The sequence below is a fragment of the Vannielia sp. SX4 genome (genome assembly GCF_052828525.1).
This window is the reverse complement of record NZ_CM128247.1, coordinates 1,955,013-1,975,359: the sequence shown is the minus strand read 5'-3', so window position 1 is coordinate 1,975,359 and position 20,347 is coordinate 1,955,013. Positions and strand designations below refer to the sequence as shown.

Genomic DNA, 20,347 nt, shown 5'->3' with positions numbered 1-20,347 from the left:
GTCAGGCGGCCCCCTTCTGCTCGTCGGCGATGGCATGAACGATGTTGTCGGCGGTGATCTCGTCGCCGGTCAGCTCGCGCACCTGCCGCCTGTCGCGCAGCACGACGACGCGGGTGGAATAGGCGACGAGTTCTTCCAGTTCGGAGGAGGCGACCAGCAGGGCCATGCCGTTTTCACGCAGGCGTTCGATCAGGGCGATGATCTCGGCGTGTGCGCCCACGTCGATGCCGCGGGTGGGCTCGTCGAGGATGAGGAATTCGGGCTCGGTGGCGAGCCAGCGGGCGAGCAGCGCCTTTTGCTGGTTGCCGCCGGAGAGCAGGCGGATCGGCATGTCGAGGCTGGCGAGGCGGATATCCAGCGCCTTCACGTAGTGCTCGGCGATCTCGTTGACCTTGGCGCGGGGGATTGGCCGCATCCAGCCTTGGCGGGCCTGAAGGGCGAGGATGATGTTGTCGCGCACCGAGAGGTCGCCGACGATGCCATCCGTCTTGCGGTCCTCCGGGCAGAGGGCGAAGCGGTGGGCGATGGCCTCGCGGGGGTTGGTGATGCGGGTTTCGCGGCCTTCGAGCAGAAGTTTACCCTGATCGGCCTGCACCGCGCCAAAGAGCAGGTTGGCGGTTTCGGTCCGGCCCGAGCCGAGCAGCCCGGCGAGGCCGACGACCTCACCGCGATGGAGGTTGAGCGAGAAGGGTTCGATCATGCCGCGCTTGGCGAGGTCGTTCACCTGCAGGAGAAGCTCGCCCGGCTTGCCACCCTTCTTTTCGGCCACGCGGGCCTCAAGCTGGCGCCCGAGCATGAGGGTGATGATGTCGTGCTGGGAGACCTCGGCCAGCAGGCGCTCGCCCACCACGCGGCCATTGCGGAGCACGGTGGCGCGGTCGGAGACCTCGAAGACCTGATCAAGGAAATGGGTAATGAAAACAATCGCCAGCCCGCGTTCCTTCAACTGGCGGATCACCCCGAAAAGCAGCTCCACCTCGTCGCGGTCGAGCGAGGCCGTGGGCTCGTCGAGGATGAGCACCTTGCCCGAGAGCGCCACGGCGCGGGCGATGGCGACGACCTGCTGCACCGCGACCGAGAAGCTCGTGAGCGGCTCGCCCGGGTCGATGTGGAGGCCGTAGCCTTCGAGCACCTCGGCGGCGGCGCGGTTCATGGCGCGGCGGTTCACGAGGCCGAGGCGGGTGGGCTGGCGGCCCATGAAGAGGTTTTCGGCTACGGTGAGGTTGGGCAGGAGGTTGACCTCCTGGTAGACGGTGCCGATGCCGAGATCCTGCGCGTCGGCGGTGCTCTTGGGGTCCACCTCCTCGCCCGCGAGGCGGATCGCGCCGCCGTCGCGCCGGTAGGCGCCGGTCAGGCACTTGATGAGGGTGGATTTGCCCGCCCCGTTCTCGCCCAGGAGCGCGTGGACCTCGCCAGGATAGAGCTTGAGCTCGACCTCATCCAGCGCGACGGCGCCGGGGAAGAACTTTGATATGCCGCTGGCGTGGAGCAGCGGGGGCTGATCTTGCATCTTGCGCCTGTGTCTCATGAATTTGCCCCTCCCCGCGGCACCCTAGCATGGGGCGGCGCGGGGAGAGAACGGGCCGGAGCGCCTGCCCCGGCCCGGAGGAGGAGGTCAGTAGCCGAGGCCCTTTTTCTCTTCGTAGACCGCCTGGTTGTCATCGGCGGCGGTGTAGAGCTTGCTCTCGGTCTGGATCCACTTTTCGGGCGCGGTGCCGTCAGCCAGATAGGCCTCCAGCGCGTCGAGCGCGGGGCCGGCCATATTGGGCGTGAGCTCAATGGTGGCGTTCATCTCGCCGTTGGCGATGGCGAGGTGGGCATCGGGCACGGCGTCGATGGCGACGATCTTGATGTCGGTGCCGGGGTTGAGGCCCGCTTCCTTGATCGCCTGGATCGCGCCCACCGCCATGTCGTCATTGTGGGCATAGAGCGCGCAGATATTCTCGCCGCCTTCGGCCTTCAGGAAGCTCTCCATCACGACCTTGCCCTGAGAGCGGGTGAAGTCGCCGGTCTGGCTGCGGACAATCTCGAGGCCCTCGGCGCCTGCGATGCCCTCTTCAAAGCCCTTCTTGCGGTCGATCGCGGGCGAGGAGCCGGTGGTGCCTTGCAGCTCGACTATGCGGCAGGGCTCGCCCGCCATCTCATCGGCCAGCCACTGGCCAGCCACCCGGCCCTCGTGGACGAGGTCGGAGGTGACGGCGGTGAGATAGAGATCATCGGAGGCATCGACCGTGCGGTCGAGCAGGACGACCGGGATCTCGGCATCGGCGGCCTCTTCGAGCACCTCATCCCAGCCGGTGGCGACGACGGGGGCGAGCAGGATGGCATCGACGCCCTGCGCGATGAAGCTGCGGATCGCCTTGATCTGGTTTTCCTGCTTCTGCTGCGCATCGGCGAACTTGAGGTCGATCCCGCGCTTTTCGGCTTCCTGCTTGGTCACCGTGGTCTCGGCGGCGCGCCAGCCGGATTCGGAGCCGATCTGGCTGAAGCCGATGGTCAGATCGGCGGCCATGGCGGCGAAGGGCGCAAGGGTGATGGCGCTCGCAAGGAGCGTGGCTTTGACGTTCATGATTTCCTCCCATGGAACGTTTCTCGTTCGTGGAATCGATTAAGTATTACTTTATTATTTTTGGCAATGGGGTTTGTCACGGCGGTGTGAAGTTTGTATTTTTCCATTCTGTTTCAGTCGCTTGGATCTCCCTTCTCACGCTCTCTTCGGGGCTTGGCCCGAGTCGGCAGGCTTGCCGGGTGGAGTCTCAGGGCGCATGATGACGGGGAAGCTGCCGCAAGGGAAAGCCCTCATGCCAGAGTATCGCGCGCCCGGAGTCTACGTGGAAGAGTTGGGCGGCGGGCCTCGCCCGATTGAGGGGGTAAGCACCGCGACCACTGCGCTGGTGGGGCTGGTGGAAGAGAGTGACGGGCCGGTGGGGGAACCGCAGTTCTGCACGAGCTTTGCTGCCTTCGAAGCGCTCTACCTCGCCAGTCTGCCCGGCGACCGGACCTGCACGCTGGCGACGGCGGTGCGGGGGTTCTTTGACAATGGCGGGGCGCGGCTTTGGGTGCTGCGGGTGGCGGATGACACTGAGGTGCTGGATGTGGCCGCCCTCGCCCCCTTGGGCGCGCTGGAGGACGTGAACCTCGTGGCCGCGCCGGGGTTTTTCGACCCGCAGAGCCATGCCGCGCTGGTTGAGCATTGCACGGCGCGGGGCGACAGGTTTGCGGTGCTCGACATGGCGGACAGTGGCGATGTGAAGGCGATGCGCACACGGATTGCCGATGGCGGGCTGTTGCCGCCGCAGGTGCCGAGCGGGCTGGCGGCGATTTATGCGCCCTGGGTCGAGGCGGAGGATGCGGTGACGGGCGAGCGGCTGGCTGTGCCGCCCTCGGGGCATATATGCGGGATCTATGCCGCAACCGATGCCACGCGCGGTGTCTGGAAGGCGCCTGCGGGTGTGGCGGTGCGGGGCGTGCTTGGGCTGACCCATGTGTTCACCAATGCGGAGCAGGATTTGCTGAACCCGGAGGGGGTGAACCTGCTGCGGGTGATGGCCGACGGGATCACGGTTTGGGGCGCGCGGACGCTGGGCGACCCCGCCAGCGATTACAGATACGTGCCGATCCGGCGGCTGATGATCCTCATCGAGCAGAGCCTGACTCGCGGGTTGGAGTGGGTGGTCTTCGAGCCGAATGACGAACCGCTCTGGCGGGCGGTGCGGCGGGATGTGGGGGCGTTTCTGAACACGCTCTGGCGAGATGGTGCGCTGATGGGGGCTGCAGCGGATGAGGCCTATTTCGTCATCTGTGACCGGACCACGATGACGCAGGATGACCTCGACAACGGGCGGCTCGTTTGCCTGATCGGCGTGGCGGCACATAGGCCCGCGGAGTTCGTGATGCTGCGGATCGAGAAGGCGGCGGGCGGATGAGCGCGGACCCCTATAGGCGGTTCAACTTTGTCCTGCGGATCGGCGGGCAAAAGGTGGCCGGGTTCACCGAGGCCAGCGGGTTGGGCGCGGAGGTGGAAACGGTGGCCTACAGAGACGGCGGCGGGCCGGTGCGGCACCTGCCCGGCGGGATGAGGTTGCGCCCGGTGACGTTGAAGCGCGGGGTGGCAAGCGATGCGGTTGCGGGCTGGTGCCAAGCATCGGTGGGGTGCACCATTGAGCGGCGGGATGTGGAACTGGGGCTGCTGGCGGCGGGCGGCAAAGAGGCGGCGTGCTGGCGGCTTTACGGCGCGTGGGTTTCGAACTTTCGGGCCGCGCCGGAGGCTGCTGAGGCCGGGTTGGCGGTGGAAAGCATGACGCTGGCCTTTGACCGGGTGGAGCGGGATTAGGCCTGTTCGCGGGCGGCCTCTTCCATCAACTCGCGCCATTGCACCTTGCCGGAGGGGGAGCGCGGGAGGGCCTCGGTGAACACGATCTCCTTGGGCACCTTGTAGGCGGCCATGTTGGCGCGGCACCAGTCGGTGATTTCCTCGGCGGTCACCTCGCCCTTGGGCACGATATAGGCGCGGACGCGCTCGCCGGTGCGGGGGTCGGGGCGGCCGATGATGCAACACTCAGTGATTTTGGGGTGGGCGTGCATGAGGCCCTCCACCTCGGTCGGCCAGACCTTGAGGCCGGAGACAGAGACCATGCGTTTGACCCGGTCGACGATGTAAAAGAAACCGCTCTCGTCGTAGCGACCGATGTCGCCGGAGCGGACGAAGCGTTTGCCGTCGATCTCGATATGCGCGGCCTCGGTTTCCTCGGGGCGGTTCCAGTAGCCGAGGAAGTTCTGGGGCCCGTGCATGATGATTTCGCCGGGTTCGTTGACGCCAAGCTCGGCGCCGGTGTCGGGGTCGATCACGCGGGAGTCCACGTCGAAGATGGGGATGCCGAGGCATTGGCGGCGCGGGGCGTCGAGCGGGTTGATGTGGCTGGGGGCCATGGTTTCGGTCATGCCGTAGCCTTCGATGTAGTCGAGGCCGGTGAGGTCTTTCAGCTTGGCGGCGACCGCCTCGGGCATGGAGGCGCCGCCGCCGCCGATGACTTCGAGGGAGGTCAGATCATAGCTGTCGAGGTCGGGGTCGTTCACGAGGTCGATGGCCATTGTGGTGATCGAGCGCCAGCGGGCGACCTTGTAGCGGTTGATGAGCCAGGCGGCGAGCGCCCTGTCCCACCGGGTCATCAGGATGATCGGCTCGCCCTTGAGAATCGGCGCGTTCATCGAGTTTTGCATGCCGGTGACGTGGTAGAGCGGGAGGCTCGCCAGCGTGGTGCCGTTGCCGCGCGTGGGGTTCCAGACGGTGTTGCCGACGCAGGTGCTCATCACCGTGCGGTGCGAGTGCATGCAGCCCTTGGGCTGGCCGGTGGTGCCGGAGCTGTAGGGGATGAGGGCGAGGTCATCTGGCTGGGCGGTGATCGGGCCGGGGGTGTGGCTTGCCGCGATGGCGGCGGACCATTGGGTGACGCGGGGGTCAGTGCTTAGCGCAGGCTGGGCGTTAAGGGGCTCGGGCAAGGTGAAGGGAAAGGCCGGGTCGGTGTGCTCGGCGTAGGCGGCGGAGACAATGTGCCGGAGGGGCGTGTCCGCGAGGTATGGCAGAAGCTCTTGCCCGGCAAGGGCGGTGCGGGCACCGGTATCTTCGCAGAGATATGCCAGTTCGGCGGCGCGGTTCATCGGGTTGACGGGCACGACGACGGCATCGACGCGGAGGATGGCGTAGTAGCCTGCGATGAACTGGGGGGAGTTCTGCATGTAGAGCAGGACGCGGTCGCCCTTTTGCGTGCCGTTGGCTTGCAGCCATCCGGCGAGGGCCTCCACCTCGGCGGCGAGTTTGCCATAGGTGATTTCGCGCCCGTAGTAGCGGATTGCGGGGGCGTCGGGCGTGGCCTGCGCGGAGAGCGCGAGGTTTTCGGCCATCGAGCGGGCGGGAATGTCGAGGTGCAGCGGCACGCCCTTGGGCCAGCTCGTGAGGTGGCGGGTGAAGGGGGCCATCAGCTTTTGCTCTGCGCTTTGCTGCGCGCCCGGAGCTGGCTGACGGTGACATAGGCCGAGATCGCCTCAGCGGAGGTTTTGACCGCCAGCACCGCCGCGCCCTTGTGAGCGAGAAAGTCGGCCACGGTTTGCGGGATGTCGTCGCCCGGCCCGAGGGCGAAGGCCCCTGCCCCGAAGCTGGCGCCCCATGCGGCGAAGTCGGGGTTGGCGAGGTCGGTGCCCGAGATGCGCTCGGGGAAGTCGCGCTCCTGATGCAGGCGGATGGTGCCATAGGTGCCGTTGTCAGCGATGACGATCTTGGGGGCAGCGCCCTTGGAGAGCGCAACGGCCAGCTCGGCGCCGGTCATCATCGCGCCGCCGTCTCCGGCGAAGCCAAGGACGCAGCGGCCCGGAAAGCGCAACGAGGCGGCGACGGCACCGGGGATGCCGAGGCCCATCGCCCCGCCGACCGCGCCAACGGCAAGCTGCGAGCCGTCCCACGGCCAGTATTGGTGGACCCAGCCGGAGAAATTGCCCGAATCGGTGGTGACGATGGCATCGCGGGGTGCCTGTTTGGCCAGCTCTGCGGCGACCGTTCCAAAATCGAGCCCGTCGTCGCGGGGCTGGGGCGCGGGCCGGAGCGCCAGCGCGGCGGCGTTGCAGCGGGCGGCCCAGGCCGAGCGATCTGGCGCCTTGGGGGCGGCATCGGCCAGCGCCTGCGCGAAGGCGGGGGCCTCGGAGGGCACAGCAAGGTTGGCGCGGTAGAGGCGGGTCAGCACCGCAGGATCGGGCCAGACGTGAATCAGCGGCTGGGTCGGCTCGGGCGCGGCGGGGATCTGGTAGCCTTGGGTCGGCACATCGCCGAGGCGGGTGCCGAGGGCGAGGATCAGGTCGGCCTCTGCAAGGGTCTTCCACAGCGAGGGCGGCACCTTGAAGCCGAGGTTTCCGGCGTAGAGCGGCGAGAAATTGTCGAAGACCTCCTGATGCTTGAAGGTCGTCGCGACCGGAATCCCCTGCCCTTCGGCCAGTGCCTTTAGCGCGGCGCGACCCTCGACCGGCGCGAATCCGCCGCCTGCGAGAATCAGCGGGCGCTGGGCGGCGGCCAGCAGCGAGGCGGCGCGGGCGATATGATCTTCGGACGGGCCGGGCGCGGGCACCGGGGTGGGCGGGATGACGGCGGCGGTGACATCATCGGTCAGCATGTCTTCGGGCAGGGCCAGAACCACCGGGCCGGGGGTGCCGGAGAGGGCCGCAGCCCATGCGCGGGCAAGGGCCTCGGGCAGGCGAAACGCGTCTGTGACCTCCTCCACATGCTTGGCGAAACTGCCGAAAACGCGGGCGTAATCCATCTCCTGAAAGGCGCCGCGGCCGCGCTCGTGGCGGGCAACCTGCCCCACCAAAACCACCAGCGGCACGGCATCCTGCTCGGCCAGATGGAGGGCGATGGCGGCGTTCATCGCGCCGGGGCCGCGGGAGCAGGCCAGAAGGCCGGGCTTGCCGGTGAGCTTGGCATCGGCGACGGCAGCCATGCCTGCCCCGCCCTCGTGCCGGCAGACCACCAGATCGACCGCGTTCTGCCCGTGCAGCGCATCGAGCAGCGCGAGGTAACTCTCGCCCGGCACACAGAAAAGCCTGTCAGCCCCATGGGCCACGAGGCACTCCACCAAAAGATCGGCGGCTCGCACCATCTTGTCTCTCCTCCCCTGACTCGCCTTCGGCACAGGGCGGCATCGCCCTTTCGCGACCGCTTCCTCCGAGCAGCCACGACAGCGATATCCGACCCTCCGGCTTTTCCGAAGACCGTAAGCGTCTTGACCGACGCCACATCGTGATAGATGCTCCATTTGCGAAACGCAATTCCGCAGAGCGCACCAAGCGCCAGACGGGAGCGACGACAGCGGGAGGAGGAGCCACCGGGCAAACCGGGGTCTCCCGCGCCATTTGGGAGGACTACATGAAACACACGATCGGACTGATTGCGGGTGCCGTGCTGCTGGCCGCGCCGCTGGCGGCGCAGGAGACTTCGCTGCCCAAGCAGATGAGCTGGACGGCCTATGACACCGGCTCGGCGGGCTACAACCAGGCCGTTGCCATCGGCGCGGCGCTGCAAGACACCTATGGGATCAACCTGCGGGTGCTGCCCGGCAAGAACGATGTGAGCCGGACCGAGCCGCTGCGGCAGGGCCGGGTGGAGTTCAGCGCCACGGGTGTCGGCGGCAGCTTCATGGCGCAGGAAGGCGCCTTTGACTTTGGTGCCGAGAACTGGGGGCCGCAGCCGATCCGGGTGATCGCGGCCAACAATGGCGGCGCGATCAACCTTGGCGTTGGCGTGGCCGGTGACCTCGGGATCGAGGAGTTCTCGGACCTCAAGGGCAAGCGCGTGGCCTATATCGTGGGCGCGCCTGCGCTGAACGTGAACACCGAGGCTTATCTCGCCTATGGTGGGCTGACCTGGGATGACGTGGAAGTTGTTGAGTTCGGCGGTTTCGGCGCGAGCTGGAAGGGGCTGATCGAGGGGCAGGTCGATGCGGCCTTTGCCTCGACCAACTCCGGCATGGCCTATGAGGCCGCCAGCAGCCCGCGCGGGCTGTTCTGGCCGCCGGTGGACCCTGAGAAGGCCGATGCGGTGGCCGCGATGCAGGCGGTTGCGCCCTTCTTCGTGCCCAACGTGGCCAGCGTGGGCGCCACCATCGACGGCACTGATGGCTATGCGGGCGCGGGCTATGCCTACCCCGTGCTGGTCGGCACCGATGCCACTGATGAAGAGCTGGCCTATGCCATGACCAAGGCGATGGTGGACCTCTACCCCAGCTTCGAAGGCAAGGCTCCCGGCATCAACGGCTGGGCGCTCGACAAGCAGGACATGCAGTGGGTCGCCCCCTACCATGACGGCGCGATCCGCTACTACACGGAAGCCGGCCTTTGGAGCGACGAGGCGCAGGCTCACAATGACAACCTGATCGCCCGCCAGCAGGCCCTTGCCGCCGCTTGGGAAGAGCTGAAGGCCGAAGCCCCGGAAAACTGGGAAGAGGCCTGGGCCGATAAGCGCCGGGAGGCTCTCGCGGCCGGTGGCTTCGAGGTGGTCTTCTGATCCTTTGAGACGGACCAAAGCTGATTGGCCGGGGCGCGCCCATGCGAGGCGCGGCCCGGCTGACCTTCGGAGCAGGACGAGGCCGCAATGACAGCCAAAGAGACCACCGGGGCGATTGCCGACCCGGATGCCGCCCCCGCCGCAGGCCAGAAGCGGGGCGATGTGGCGGCCCGCTGGGCCATTGGCGTGGCCACCGCGCTGGGGGTGCTGATGGTGATCCATCAGCTGTTCAACCTGCAGATCGGCGGGCTGGTGCTGATCGAGGGTCGGTATCTTTACCTGCTGGGCGGACTGTTTCTGGCGGTGGCCTTCCTCGTGTTCCCGATGCGCGGGCTGCGGGGGGACACGCCGGGGCCGGTGGACTGGCTGCTGGCGGCGGCTGCCCTTGCCTGCACCGGCTATCTTGCGGCCACGGCACAGCGCAACCTGTCGGAAGGCTGGGAATATGCCGCGCCGGAAACGGCGATCTGGGTGAGCTATGCCTTCATGGCGCTGGTGCTGGAAGGCACGCGCCGGGCGGGCGGGCTGGTATTGTTTTGCATCGTGCTGGTCTTTGCCATGTATCCCACCTTCGCCTCCCACGTGCCGGACCCGTTCTCGGGCTTTCAGAGCACGTTTTCGGAGGCGGTGAGCTACCATATCTACTCGTCTGAAAGCTCCTTTGGCATCCCGATGAAGGCCTTTGGCGGCGTAGTGATCGGGTTCATCCTGTTTGGCGCGGTGCTGCAACGCACGGGCGGCGGGCAGTTTTTCAACGATCTGGCGCTCGGGCTCGTCGGCGGCTTCCGGGGCGGGGCGGCGAAGGTTTCGATCTTCGCCAGCGGTTTCATGGGGAGCATGTCGGGCTCGGTGATCTCGAATGTGCTGACCACGGGGGCCGTGAGCATTCCGGCGATGAAGCGCACCGGGTTTTCCAAGGAGACGGCGGCGGCGACCGAGGCCTGCGCCTCGACGGGGGGCGTGCTGATGCCTCCGATCATGGGGGCGACGGCCTTCGTGATGGCCTCGTTTCTTTCGCGGCCCTACGTCGAAATCGCAATCGCGGCGGCGATCCCCTCGCTGCTCTTCTACTTCGGGCTCTTCGCCCAGATCGATGCCTATTCGGCCCGGCGGGGCCTCAAGGGCATTCCGCGCGCCGAACTGCCGCGACTGCGGACGGTGCTGAAGGAAGGCTGGCTTTATGTCAGCGTCTTCGCGCTGCTGATCTTCATGCTGGTAGTGCTGCGGCGCGAGACATCGGCCCCCTTCTACGCCACCGCCTTGCTGCTGGTGGTAAACCAGCTGCTGCCGGGCAACCGGCTTTCGCTGAAGGGCCTTGGCCAGATGATCGTGGGCGTCGGCGCCGGGCTGGCGGAATTGACGGCGATCCTGCTCGGCGTGGGCCTGATCGTGGGCGCGTTTTCGGCCACGGGGCTGGCCGGGACGCTGGTGAACGAGCTGGTGTTCCTTGCGGGCGACAACACGCTGGTGCTGCTGATGATGGGCGCGGTGACCTCCTTCATCTTCGGGATGGGGATGACCGTGACCGCCTGTTACATCTTCCTCGCCGTGGTGCTGGCCCCTGCGCTGGAACAGGGCGGGCTAAACCAGCTCGCGGTGCACCTCTTCATTCTCTACTGGGGCATGGTCAGCTACATCACGCCGCCCGTGGCGCTGGGGGCCTTTGCCGCTGCCACCATGTCGGGCGCCTCGGCGATGAAAACCGGTCTGGAGGCGATGCGGCTCGGCGGGGTGATTTACGTGGCGCCCTTCTTCTTTGTGCTGAACCCTGCGCTGATCGGTGAGGCCCCGCCGTGGGAGGTTGCCGTGGCGCTGGCCTCGGCACTGACCGGCGTGGCACTGCTCAGCTTCGGGCTGCAGGGCTACGTGAGCTTTTTGGGGCCGCTGCGCGGGGGCCTGTCGATCCCGCTCAGGGTGGCGCTTTGCGCGGGGGGCATTGCCTTTGCGATCCCACATACCGAGGAGACCGGGCTGGGCTATGGGGCGACCGCGCTGATCGGGCTGGCTTTGGCCGCCCTGCCCCTTGCGGCTGCGGCGGTGGCGGGGCAGCGTGCGGCGCGGGCAGAAATTTCGGAGGCAGGCCATGCAAATCAATGATGTGATTTCCATCGAGCGCGAGGGGCCGCTGGCGCTGATCGTGATCGACAATCCGCCGGTGAACGCGGCGGGCCATGCGGTGCGCGAAGGGCTGTGGAAGGCCGTGGAGGCCGTTGAAGCGGACGATGGCGTGGAGGCGGTGGCGATCTACGGCAAGGGCCGGGCGTTCATTGCCGGGGCCGACATTCGGGAGTTCGGCAAGCCGCGGATGGAGCCGATTTTGACCGATGTCTGCAACCGGATCGAAGACTGCACCAAGCCAGTGGTGGCGGTGCTGCACGGCTCCTGCTTTGGCGGCGGGCTGGAGGTGGCGATTGGCTGCCATGCCCGCGTGGCGATTCCGGGCGTGAAGGTGGGTTTCCCCGAGGTGACGCTGGGGGTGATCCCCGGCGCGGGCGGCACCCAAAGGGGGCCACGGCTGATGGGGATTGGCGCGGCGCTGTCGATCATCACCACCGGCGAGCGGATCGGGCATGAGGATGCCCTGAGCTGCGGGCTGGTGGACCGGGTCGAGGAAGGCGCGCCGCGTGAGGTGGCGCTGCGGATGGCCGAGGAAGCGCGGGTGGGCGCCCTGCCCTGCCGCAAGACCGGCAAGATCGAGGTGACGCCGGACGCGGAGGCGATCGAGGCGACGAAGGCGAAGCTGGCGGCGAAGGCGGCACACTTGTTTGCTCCGCACCGCGCGGTGGAGGCGGTTGAGGCCTGCACCGGGCCGCTGGAGGCCGGGCTGGCGCTGGAGCGCGAGAAGTTTCAAGCCTGCATCGAAAGCCCGCAGCGCGCCGGGCTGATCCACGCTTTTTTTGCCGAACGTGCGGTGGAGAAGATTCCCGAGGCCGGGGCGGAGCCGCGCGAAGTGAGCGTGGTCGGCGTGATCGGTGGTGGCACGATGGGCTCGGGCATCGCCACGGCCTGCCTCAACGCCGGGCTGACCGTGCGGATGAACGAGCGCGACGAGGAGGCGCTGGGGCGCGGGCGCGACACCGTGGGCAAGAACCTTGCCGGCGCGGTGAAGCGCGGCAAGATGAGCGAGGCCAAGCGGGATGCGGCGCTGGAGCGGTTCAAGCCCTCAACCGCGCTGGAAGATTTTGCCGATTGCGACGTGGTGATCGAGGCCGTCTTTGAGGACATGGGCGTGAAGCGCGATGTCTTCGGGCGGCTGGATGGCATTTGCAAGCCGGGGGCGGTGCTGGCCTCGAACACCTCTTATCTCGATGTGAACGAGATTGCGGCCTGCACTTCGCGGCCCGAGGATGTGATCGGGCTGCACTTTTTTTCGCCGGCGCACATCATGCGGCTCTTGGAGGTCGTCGTGGCCGAGAAGACCGCGCCGGAGGTGGTGGCGACGGGGTTCGCGTTGGCCAAGAAGTTGCGCAAGGTCGGTGTGCGCGCGGGCGTGTGCGACGGCTTCATCGGCAACAGAATTTTGAGCCATTACAAGAAAGTGGCCGATTACCTCGTGCTCGACGGCGCCGCGCCCCATGAGGTGGATACCGCCATCGAGGACTTCGGCTTTGCGATGGGCCCCTTCGCGGTGAGCGACCTTGCAGGGCTGGACATTGGCTGGGCGAACCGGAAGCGGCTGGCGCCAACCCGGCCCGCCGAGGAGCGCTACGTGGCGGTGGCGGACAGGATCTGCGAGGCCGGGAACTTTGGCCGCAAGACCGGGCGCGGGTTTTACGTGTATGGCGAGGGGCAACCGGAGCCTGCGCCGGAGGTGGCGGAGATCGTCGCCGAAGAGCGTGAGAAGGCCGGGGTGACGGCGCGGGAGTTCTCGAAGGAGGCGATTCAGGCGCGGTTCATCACCGCGATGATCGCCGAGGCGACCCGTGTGCTGGAGGATGGCATCGCGTTGCGGCCCATTGATATCGATGCGGTTTTTCTCTTCGGCTACGGCTTTCCGCGCCACCGGGGCGGGCCGATGCATACGGCGGATGTGATCGGCGCGAGCGAGCTTGTGGCCCGGATCGAGCGTTACGCCGAGGAAGACCCCTATTACTGGCAAGTGCCTGACCTGCTGCGGAAAATGGCCGCCGAGAGCACGACATTTGCCGAGATGAACTGAGGTAGCTGATGGACCTTTCCTACTCCCCGCAAGAGCAGGCCTTTCAGGCCGAGGTGCGCCAGTTCTTGGCCGATGAACTGCCGGAGGATATCGCCGCGCGGGTGAAGGCGGGAGGCGAGGTCAGCAAGGAGGATACCGAGCGCTGGCACGCGATTTTGCAATCGCGGGGCTGGCTGGCGCAGACCTGGCCCGAGGCGCAAGGCGGGCCGGGATGGGGGCCGGTGGAGCGGCATATCTTCGATGAAGAGGCGGCGCGGGCCTATGCGCCCCGGATTTTGCCCTTTGGGCTGCAAATGCTCGGGCCGGTGCTGATCAAGTTCGGGAGCGACGCACAGAAGGCGCATTACCTGCCGCGGATTCTGGACGGAACGGATTGGTGGTGCCAGGGGTATTCGGAGCCGGGGGCTGGATCGGATCTTGCCTCGCTCAAGACGAAAGCGGTGCGTGAGGGGGACGAGTACGTCGTGAATGGTCAGAAGACCTGGACGACGCTCGGCCAGCACGCGGACTGGATCTTCTGCCTCGTGCGGACGGATGGCTCGGGCAAGCCGCAGGAGGGGATTTCGTTCCTGCTGATCGACATGAAGACGCCGGGCATCGAGGTGCGCCCGATCCGGCTGATCGAGGGCGGGCATGAGGTGAACGAGGTGTTCTTCACTGACGTTCGGGTGCCGGCAGAGAACCTTGTCTGGAAGGAGAATGACGGTTGGACGGTGGCGAAATACCTGCTGACCCATGAGCGCACCGGGATTGCGGGGGTGGGCTTTTCCATCGCCGCCTTCGAGCGGGTGAAGGCGCTGGCTGCGCGGACGGTTCGCGGGGGAAAGCGGCTGATCGATGATCCGCTCTTTGCCGCCCGGCTGGCCGAGGTGGAGATGGATCTGGAGGCGATGAAGATCTTCAACCTGCGGATGCTGGCGGAGGCCCAGCGGGTCGGCCACCCCGGAGTGGAAACCTCGATGCTGAAGATCCGCGGCACGGAGGTGCGTCAGGCGCTGAACGACCTATACCGCCGCGCGCTGGGGCCTGCGGCGGCGGTGATGCCCGGGGAGGCACCGGGCGGCAACGCGGCGGTGCTTGCGCCCGAGGATGAGGGCGCGGCGGCGAGCTATTTCAACAACCGGAAGATCAGCATTTTCGGCGGGTCCAACGAGATCCAGAAGAACATCCTGACCAAGGCCATGCTGGAGCTCTGACATGAACTTCGAGATGACAGACGACCGCCGGATGCTGGCCGACAGCCTTAGCAAGCTGCTGGGGGACCGTTACGGAATCGAACATCGGACCTCGGTGGCCTATGACCCGCCATTCCATGACATTGAGGGCTGGAAGGCATTGGCAGAGCTGGGCATTCTGTATGCCTTCGTCAGCGAGGACGCGGGCGGCATGGGCGGCGGCGGGTTTGACCTGCTTGCAGTTTTCGAACAATTGGGCGCCGCTCTCTGCCCTGAGCCACTGCTTGGCGTCGCGATGGCCGCGCCGCTCCTGGCGGAGGCGGGAGAAGACCTTGAGCCGCTCCTGAGCGGCGAGGCGATCTATGCGCTGGCAGTGGATGAGCCGGAGGCACCTTGGGATGCCGAGGCGGGGACGACCGAGGGCGGCGACACGCTCACCGGTCGCAAGACTGCGGTGTATGGCGGCAATGCTGCCACCCATTTTCTGGTCAGCGCCCGGCGGGAGGGCAAGCTGGTGTTTTACGTTGTGAAGGCCGAGGATGCTGCCGTGACCCCTTGGGGGATGATCGACGGCGGTGGTGCTGCCGAGCTGATGCTCGACGGCACGGCGGCCCGGTGTCTCCTCCCCGACGCCGGGCCAGCCATTGAACATGCGCTGGATCGGGGCCGCCTTGCGCTCTGTGCCGAGGCGGTGGGGGCGATGGACTGGTGCTATGCCACCACGCTCGACTACCTGAATAGCCGCAAGCAGTTTGGCCGGGAGATCGGGAAGTTTCAGGCGCTTCAGCACCGCATGGTGGAGATGAAGACGGCGATCGAGCAGGCCCGCTCAATCACCATTGCCGCCGCAGACCGGATGGACTGGCGCTCAGTTGCCATGGCCAAGAGCCTCGTGGGGCGCGTGGCGCGGAAGGTGAGCGAGGAGAGCATCCAGCTGCACGGCGGGATCGGGATGACGTGGGAGTATCCGCTGAGCCACTACGCCAAGCGGCTGGTGATGCTCGATGCACAACTCGGGGATGCCGATTTTCACACCGCGCGGGTGGCGGCGACTTACACCTGAGGCGTGCGGTAGCGGAAAACGCCGGTGGCGGTGGCGACGAGATTGCCGTGCTCGTCTGAAAGCCGGGCCTCGGCGAAGAAGGTCTTGCGCCCTCCCCCGGTTTTGCGGCCCTCGGAAATGAGCCGCGTGCCCTGCGCCTGCCCCTGAAAGTTGACTGTCATCGACAGGGTCATGGCCATGCGCTTCTCGCCCGCGTCGCCGGTGTAACTGCCCGCGTAGCCCATCGCGGTGTCGAGCAGCACCGAGATGGCCCCGCCGTGGGGGATGCCGTGGCGGTTCTCGACCGCGTCCAGCGGCGCAAGCTCCACGCGGGAGCAGCCCTCGCCCCAGCCGGTAATCTCAAAGCCCATGAGACTCTGGAAGGGATAGAGCGGCTCAAGCAGTTCCGGCGGGATCGGCGGGGCGGGCGGCCAGCTCATGCGGAGGCCCTGCGGCTCAGGGCCTCGGCGGCGGCCAGAAGGCGCTCGGAATAGGCCTCGCGCAGCTCGTCGGGCGAGACGAGGAAGGCCGGGCCGCCCACGTTCATGGCGAAGATACGGTCGCCGTTCAGCGAGACCACCGGCACCGCGATGCCGTTGATCTCGGGGCGCCAGTCGCCATAGCCGGTGGTGTAGCCGAGCGTGGCGTAATCCTCGACCGCCTTGGCGAGGCTCTGGCGGTAGCGGGGCACATCATCGGGGCGCTCACGCTTGGCGAGATCGAGGATATGCGCGTGCTGCTCCTCGGTCATGGCGGCAAGAAGCGCGCGGCCGATGGCGGAGTGGAAGAGCGGCAGACGGGCACCAACGTTCATGGTGAGCGAGACCGCCTGCTGTGAACGCTGCACGCCGACATAGACAGCCTGAAGCCGGTGGCGCTCGGCAAAGGCGGCGGTCACATGCGGGTTGGGGCCTTCGCAGAGGGCGCGCATCTCGGGGCGGGCCCGCTCGGAGGTTTCCATCCCCGCGAGCACGCCGTAGCCCAGCGCCAGCACGCCCGGCCCGAGCCGGTAGGTGCCGTTACGCTCAGAATGCACGAGGTAGTCGAGCCGCCGGAGCGTGTAGGTGAGGCGCGAGATGGTGGCCTTGGGCAGACCGGTGCGCGCTGCGATTTCCTGATTGGTCAGCTCGGTTTCGGCGGGGCGGAAACAGCGCAGCACCTCCAGCCCGCGCGCCAGCGCGGTGATGAAGTTGCGGTCATCGGCCTCAAGGCCTGTTTCAAGGTCTTCGCTCGCGTCCACCATGGCTCCCCTAGATCGCCGTCAGCCCACCATCAATGGCGAGGGCCTGCCCGGTCATGAAACTGTTGGAGGGCGCGCAGGTCCAGAGCATGGCCTGCACGACCTCGTCGACTGTGGCCACACGGCCCATGGGCACGCGGGCTGTGATGCGGTTGCGGGCCTCTGCGCCGTCTGCCTCGATCCGGCAGGCGAAACGGTCGGCCATCTCGGCAAAGAGCGGGGTTTCGGCGAAGGCCGGGCAGAGCGCGTTGACGCGGATGTTGTGACGCGCCAGCTCATCGGCGGCGGCGCGGGTGAGGCCGACAACGGCGTGTTTGGCGGCGGCATAGGCCGCGAGATGCCCCGCCCCGGTGAGGCCGGCGGCGGAGGCGATGTTGAGGATCACGCCGCAGCCTTCCGCCTGCATCGGCGGGATCTGGTGCTTCATCCCCAGAAAGACGCCGCGCGCGTTGACGGCGAGGATACGGTCGAAATCGGCAGCCTCGGTGCGGGCGAGCGGGGTGAAGGGCTGGCCGAGACCAGCGTTGTTGATTGCCACGTCGAGTCGGCCAAAGTGCTTGAGCGCGGAGGCCACCAGCCCGGCCTGAGCCGCCTCGTCGGTGACATCGACGGGTCGGGCAAGCACCTCTGCCCCGCTCTCGCGCAGGCCTTCGGCCACCTGATCAAGACCGCGCTCGTCGATATCGCAGAGCACGAGCCGGGCGCCCTCGGCGGCAAAACCTCGCGCGGCCCCGGCGCCGAAGCCCGAGGCTGCGCCGGTGATGAGCACCACGCGGCTGGCGGAGCGGCTACCCACCGGCGGCCTCCAGCCCGGCCTGCGCCAGCCCCGGCACGAGGCGGCCAAGTTGCAGGCCCTTCTCGGGATTGGAGGCGTTGCCATCGAGCGCGCGCTTTTTCACGCCCTGAAGGATGCCCGCCATGCGGAAGTTGGCGAAGGCGAGGTAGAAGCCGAAGTCGGGGATGCCGGGAATGTTGCGGCGGGCGCAGTAGGCATCGATGAAGGCCTGATCCTCGGGCAGGCCGTGGGCGGCACGGTCGAGGCCCGCGAGCCCCCTGCCCTCCGGCCCCGGCGGGCGCTGCCATTGCATGATGACCTGCGCGAGATCGGCGTAGGGGTGGCCGAGGGTGGAGAGCTCCCAATCGAGCACGGCGGTGATCCGGGGGGCGTCCGGGGCGAAGAGCATGTTGTCCAGCCGATAGTCGCCGTGGGTGAGGCAAACTTGGCCGTCATCCTCGGGCACATGGGTGTCGAGCCATGTGATGAGCGCGTCCATCGCCTCGATCGTTTCGGTCTCGGAGGCGCGATATTGGGTGGTCCAACGGTCGATCTGTCGGCGGTAGTAATTGCCCGCGCGTCCGAAGTCCTCGAGGCCGGTGGCGGCGAGGTCGACGTTGTGAATGGCGGCGAGGACGCGGTTCATCTCGTCAAACATCGGGCCGCGCTCGGAGTGGGAGAGCTCGGGCAGATGCGGCTCGTTGAAGTGGCGGCCCTGCACGTGCTCCATGAGGTAAAACTCGGAGCCGATGACCGCGGAGTCGTCGCAATAGGCGATCATCTGGGCGACGGGCACGGCGGTGGCCGCGAGGGCGCTCTGCACCCGGTATTCCCGGTCGACCGCATGGGCGGATTTCAGCAGCTTGCCGGGGGGTTTGCGGCGCAGGACGAGCGGGCCTTGCGGGGTGGTCAGGCGAAAGGTCGGGTTGGACTGGCCGGTGGGGAATTTTTGCGCGGTGACGGGGCCGGTGTGGCCGGGGGCATGGGCCTCGATCCAGACGGAAACGGCCGCGGTATCAAGGGTTTGTGCGTCGGTCATGAGAAGGTCAGCATGTGGGCTGCCTCCGCGTCGATATGGGGCGTTTCGTTGAAGCCGGTGAGGAAAGTGGCGCTGCCGGTGCAGAGGACCCGGGAGACGGCGCAGTTTTTCATCTGCAGTTGCAGGTCGATCATGGTGCGGGCTGGCGCATCGACGGCGGCGGCGAGCATCCGGCAGATGGCGCCGCCGGAGGAAACGCAGAGCACGGGGCCGTCGTGGGTGGCCATTTGCGCCTGAGCGGACATCACGCGGGCGGTGAAATCGGTGAAGCTCTCTGGCTCGGTGATCTCGCCTGCTTGCCATGCGATGACCGCCTCGCGGAGGCGGCGGAAGTGGGCCTTGCGGTCGGACGGGACGCCGCCGCCGAAGGCCGCGAGCAGCGCCTTGCTGTCGAACTCGTTGAGGCCCTCGTGGACGATTGGCTCCGGCAGGTCGAGCACAGTGGCGATGCCCTCCAGCGTGTCGCGGTGCCGCCGCATGGCGCCGCGGTAGACGGCGACGGGCCGCACGCCTTGACGGTGCAGGGCCTCGCCAAGCGCGCGGCTCTGCGCGTGGCCGAGGTCTGACAACACGTCATAATCCGCCGCCCCGAAAGAGGCCTGTGCGTGGCGGATGAGGAGGAGTTCGGGCACTAGATCTTCTCGTTGGAGTATTTCCGCAGCTCGGCGCGGGCGACTTGGCGGCGGTGGACAGCATCGGGGCCATCGGCGAAGCGCAGGGTACGGATCTTGGTCCACATCGCGGCAAGCGGGGTGTCCTGGCTGATGCCGGAGCCGCCGTGGACCTGCATTGCCTCGTCGACGACCTTGAGGGCCATGAGCGGCGCGACGACTTTGATCTGGCTGATCCAGGGCTGGGCGGCGCGGGTGCCTTGCGTGTCCATCATCCAGGCGGCCTTGAGGCAGAGCAGGCGCGCCTGTTCGATCTCCATCCGGCAGTTGGCGATGATGTCGTAGTTGGCGCCGAGATCGACCAGCTTCTTCTTGAAGGCCTCGCGGGTCATGGCGCGTTTGCAAAAGAGCTCCAGCGCCTTCTCGGCCTGGCCGATGGCGCGCATGCAGTGGTGGATGCGGCCCGGGCCGAGGCGGCCTTGGGCGACCTCAAAGCCACGGCCGCGGCCGAGGATCAGGTCTTCGCCCTTCACCCGGACGTTGGTGAAGCGGATGTGCATGTGGCCGTGGGGCGCATCGTCATGACCGAAGACGTGCATGGGGCGGAGTATCTCGATGCCGGGGGTGTCGGCGGGCAGGACGAACATGGAGTGCCGCGCGTGTTTGTCGGCCTCCGGGTCGGTCTGGGCCATGATGATGTAGACGGCGCATCGCGGGTCGCCTGCGCCGCTGATCCAGTATTTCTCGCCGTTGAGGATCCAGTCATCGCCGTCGGGCTTGGCCTCGAGCGCGATGTTGGTGGCATCAGATGAGGCCACGCCCGGCTCGGTCATCACATAGGCGGAGCGGATCTCGCCGTTCAGCAGCGGTTTCAGCCAGCGCTCCTTGTGCGCCTCGGAGCCATACCGCTCGAAGACCTCCATGTTGCCGGTGTCGGGGGCGCCGCAGTTGAAGACTTCGGCGGCGAGGCCGACCTTGCCCATTTCCTCTGCGAGATAGGCGTATTCGACGGTGGTGAGCCCCTGCCCCTTTTCGCTGTCGGTGAGCCAGAAGTTCCACAGGCCCTTGGCGCGAGCGCTGGCCTTGAGGGTGTCGAGAATTTCGAGCTGGCGGTCGGTGAGCTGAAAGCGGTCACCCGAGGGGTGCTTGCCCACTTCAGCTTCGAACTCGTGGTCGAGCGGCTCGATCTCTTCGTCCACCATCTGGCGCACCTTGGCGGCCAGTTCCTTGATCCGGGGGGTCATCCCGAGGTCCATATCT

The 20,347-nt window shown here is 67.1% G+C and carries 17 protein-coding genes; 7 read left to right on the top strand and 10 right to left on the bottom strand.

Going from position 1 to position 20,347, the window contains the following annotated elements; translation table 11 throughout:
* Position 1: 1 nt before the first annotated feature.
* Together ACUXVX_RS09705 and ytfQ are read right to left on the bottom strand one after the other, a co-directional pair.
* Entirely contained in the window at positions 2 to 1,510 is a 1,509-nt protein-coding gene (locus tag ACUXVX_RS09705; protein ID WP_446311372.1) for a sugar ABC transporter ATP-binding protein, read from the bottom strand.
* Positions 1,511 to 1,615: 105 nt separating this feature from the next.
* Positions 1,616 to 2,569, bottom strand: coding sequence for a galactofuranose ABC transporter, galactofuranose-binding protein YtfQ (gene ytfQ, locus ACUXVX_RS09700; protein WP_222469746.1), 954 nt, complete (start codon positions 2,567 to 2,569; stop codon positions 1,616 to 1,618).
* Positions 2,570 to 2,801: 232 nt separating this feature from the next.
* Between ytfQ and ACUXVX_RS09695 the strand changes: the two genes are divergently transcribed.
* Together ACUXVX_RS09695 and ACUXVX_RS09690 are read left to right on the top strand one after the other, a co-directional pair.
* Positions 2,802 to 3,926 (top strand): phage tail sheath family protein, encoded by a 1,125-nt coding sequence (locus tag ACUXVX_RS09695; protein ID WP_446311371.1) that lies wholly within the window; start codon positions 2,802 to 2,804, stop codon positions 3,924 to 3,926.
* Positions 3,923 to 4,333 carry a phage tail protein gene (locus ACUXVX_RS09690; protein WP_446311370.1) on the top strand — a complete coding sequence of 137 codons (411 nt, stop codon included), beginning with the start codon at positions 3,923 to 3,925 and terminating at the stop codon, positions 4,331 to 4,333. Before ACUXVX_RS09695 ends, ACUXVX_RS09690 begins: the two co-directional genes overlap by 4 nt.
* Here the strand turns inward: ACUXVX_RS09690 and ACUXVX_RS09685 are convergent.
* Together ACUXVX_RS09685 and ACUXVX_RS09680 are read right to left on the bottom strand one after the other, a co-directional pair.
* The gene (locus ACUXVX_RS09685) at positions 4,330 to 5,976 is read right to left on the bottom strand and encodes a long-chain-fatty-acid--CoA ligase (RefSeq protein WP_446311369.1); all 1,647 of its coding nucleotides are present in this window, start codon (positions 5,974 to 5,976) and stop codon (positions 4,330 to 4,332) included. The two genes, ACUXVX_RS09690 and ACUXVX_RS09685, sit on opposite strands and share 4 nt — an antisense overlap.
* Positions 5,976 to 7,643: a thiamine pyrophosphate-binding protein gene (locus ACUXVX_RS09680; RefSeq protein ID WP_446311368.1), complete on the bottom strand. Its 1,668-nt coding sequence runs from the start codon at positions 7,641 to 7,643 to the stop codon at positions 5,976 to 5,978. Before ACUXVX_RS09680 ends, ACUXVX_RS09685 begins: the two co-directional genes overlap by 1 nt.
* Positions 7,644 to 7,909: 266 nt before the next feature.
* On the opposite strand from ACUXVX_RS09680, the gene ACUXVX_RS09675 reads away from it, so the two are divergent.
* The 5 genes from ACUXVX_RS09675 (at position 7,910) to ACUXVX_RS09655 (ending at position 15,443) form a co-directional block, all read left to right on the top strand.
* Positions 7,910 to 9,046 carry a TAXI family TRAP transporter solute-binding subunit gene (locus ACUXVX_RS09675; protein WP_446311367.1) on the top strand — a complete coding sequence of 379 codons (1,137 nt, stop codon included), beginning with the start codon at positions 7,910 to 7,912 and terminating at the stop codon, positions 9,044 to 9,046.
* An 87-nt stretch (positions 9,047 to 9,133) separates the two neighbouring features.
* Positions 9,134 to 11,143 carry a TRAP transporter permease gene (locus ACUXVX_RS09670; RefSeq protein WP_446311366.1) on the top strand — a complete coding sequence of 670 codons (2,010 nt, stop codon included), beginning with the start codon at positions 9,134 to 9,136 and terminating at the stop codon, positions 11,141 to 11,143.
* Positions 11,130 to 13,205, top strand: coding sequence for a 3-hydroxyacyl-CoA dehydrogenase NAD-binding domain-containing protein (locus tag ACUXVX_RS09665; protein ID WP_446311365.1), 2,076 nt, complete (start codon positions 11,130 to 11,132; stop codon positions 13,203 to 13,205). The genes ACUXVX_RS09670 and ACUXVX_RS09665 overlap by 14 nt, the downstream gene beginning before the upstream one ends.
* An 8-nt stretch (positions 13,206 to 13,213) precedes the next feature.
* Positions 13,214 to 14,401: an acyl-CoA dehydrogenase family protein gene (locus tag ACUXVX_RS09660; protein WP_446311364.1), complete on the top strand. Its 1,188-nt coding sequence runs from the start codon at positions 13,214 to 13,216 to the stop codon at positions 14,399 to 14,401.
* A gap of 13 nt (positions 14,402 to 14,414) precedes the next feature.
* A complete protein-coding gene (locus ACUXVX_RS09655; RefSeq protein ID WP_446311363.1) occupies positions 14,415 to 15,443 on the top strand; it encodes an acyl-CoA dehydrogenase family protein in 1,029 nt (342 codons plus the stop codon).
* On the opposite strand, the gene ACUXVX_RS09650 is transcribed toward ACUXVX_RS09655, so the two are convergent.
* The 6 genes from ACUXVX_RS09650 to ACUXVX_RS09625 are packed head-to-tail and all read right to left on the bottom strand — an operon-like array spanning position 15,434 to position 20,343.
* Positions 15,434 to 15,862 carry a PaaI family thioesterase gene (locus tag ACUXVX_RS09650; RefSeq protein WP_446311362.1) on the bottom strand — a complete coding sequence of 143 codons (429 nt, stop codon included), beginning with the start codon at positions 15,860 to 15,862 and terminating at the stop codon, positions 15,434 to 15,436. The two genes, ACUXVX_RS09655 and ACUXVX_RS09650, sit on opposite strands and share 10 nt — an antisense overlap.
* Positions 15,859 to 16,665 carry an IclR family transcriptional regulator gene (locus ACUXVX_RS09645; protein WP_446311361.1) on the bottom strand — a complete coding sequence of 269 codons (807 nt, stop codon included), beginning with the start codon at positions 16,663 to 16,665 and terminating at the stop codon, positions 15,859 to 15,861. Before ACUXVX_RS09645 ends, ACUXVX_RS09650 begins: the two co-directional genes overlap by 4 nt.
* A 7-nt stretch (positions 16,666 to 16,672) precedes the next feature.
* The gene (locus ACUXVX_RS09640) at positions 16,673 to 17,458 is read right to left on the bottom strand and encodes an SDR family NAD(P)-dependent oxidoreductase (RefSeq protein WP_446311360.1); all 786 of its coding nucleotides are present in this window, start codon (positions 17,456 to 17,458) and stop codon (positions 16,673 to 16,675) included.
* Complete coding sequence (locus ACUXVX_RS09635) at positions 17,451 to 18,476, bottom strand: phosphotransferase family protein (protein WP_446311359.1); 1,026 nt, start codon at positions 18,474 to 18,476, stop codon at positions 17,451 to 17,453. The genes ACUXVX_RS09640 and ACUXVX_RS09635 overlap by 8 nt, the downstream gene beginning before the upstream one ends.
* The gene (locus ACUXVX_RS09630; protein WP_446311358.1) at positions 18,473 to 19,108 is read right to left on the bottom strand and encodes a histidine phosphatase family protein; all 636 of its coding nucleotides are present in this window, start codon (positions 19,106 to 19,108) and stop codon (positions 18,473 to 18,475) included. Before ACUXVX_RS09630 ends, ACUXVX_RS09635 begins: the two co-directional genes overlap by 4 nt.
* Positions 19,108 to 20,343: an acyl-CoA dehydrogenase family protein gene (locus tag ACUXVX_RS09625; RefSeq protein WP_446311357.1), complete on the bottom strand. Its 1,236-nt coding sequence runs from the start codon at positions 20,341 to 20,343 to the stop codon at positions 19,108 to 19,110. Before ACUXVX_RS09625 ends, ACUXVX_RS09630 begins: the two co-directional genes overlap by 1 nt.
* Positions 20,344 to 20,347 lie beyond the last annotated feature (4 nt).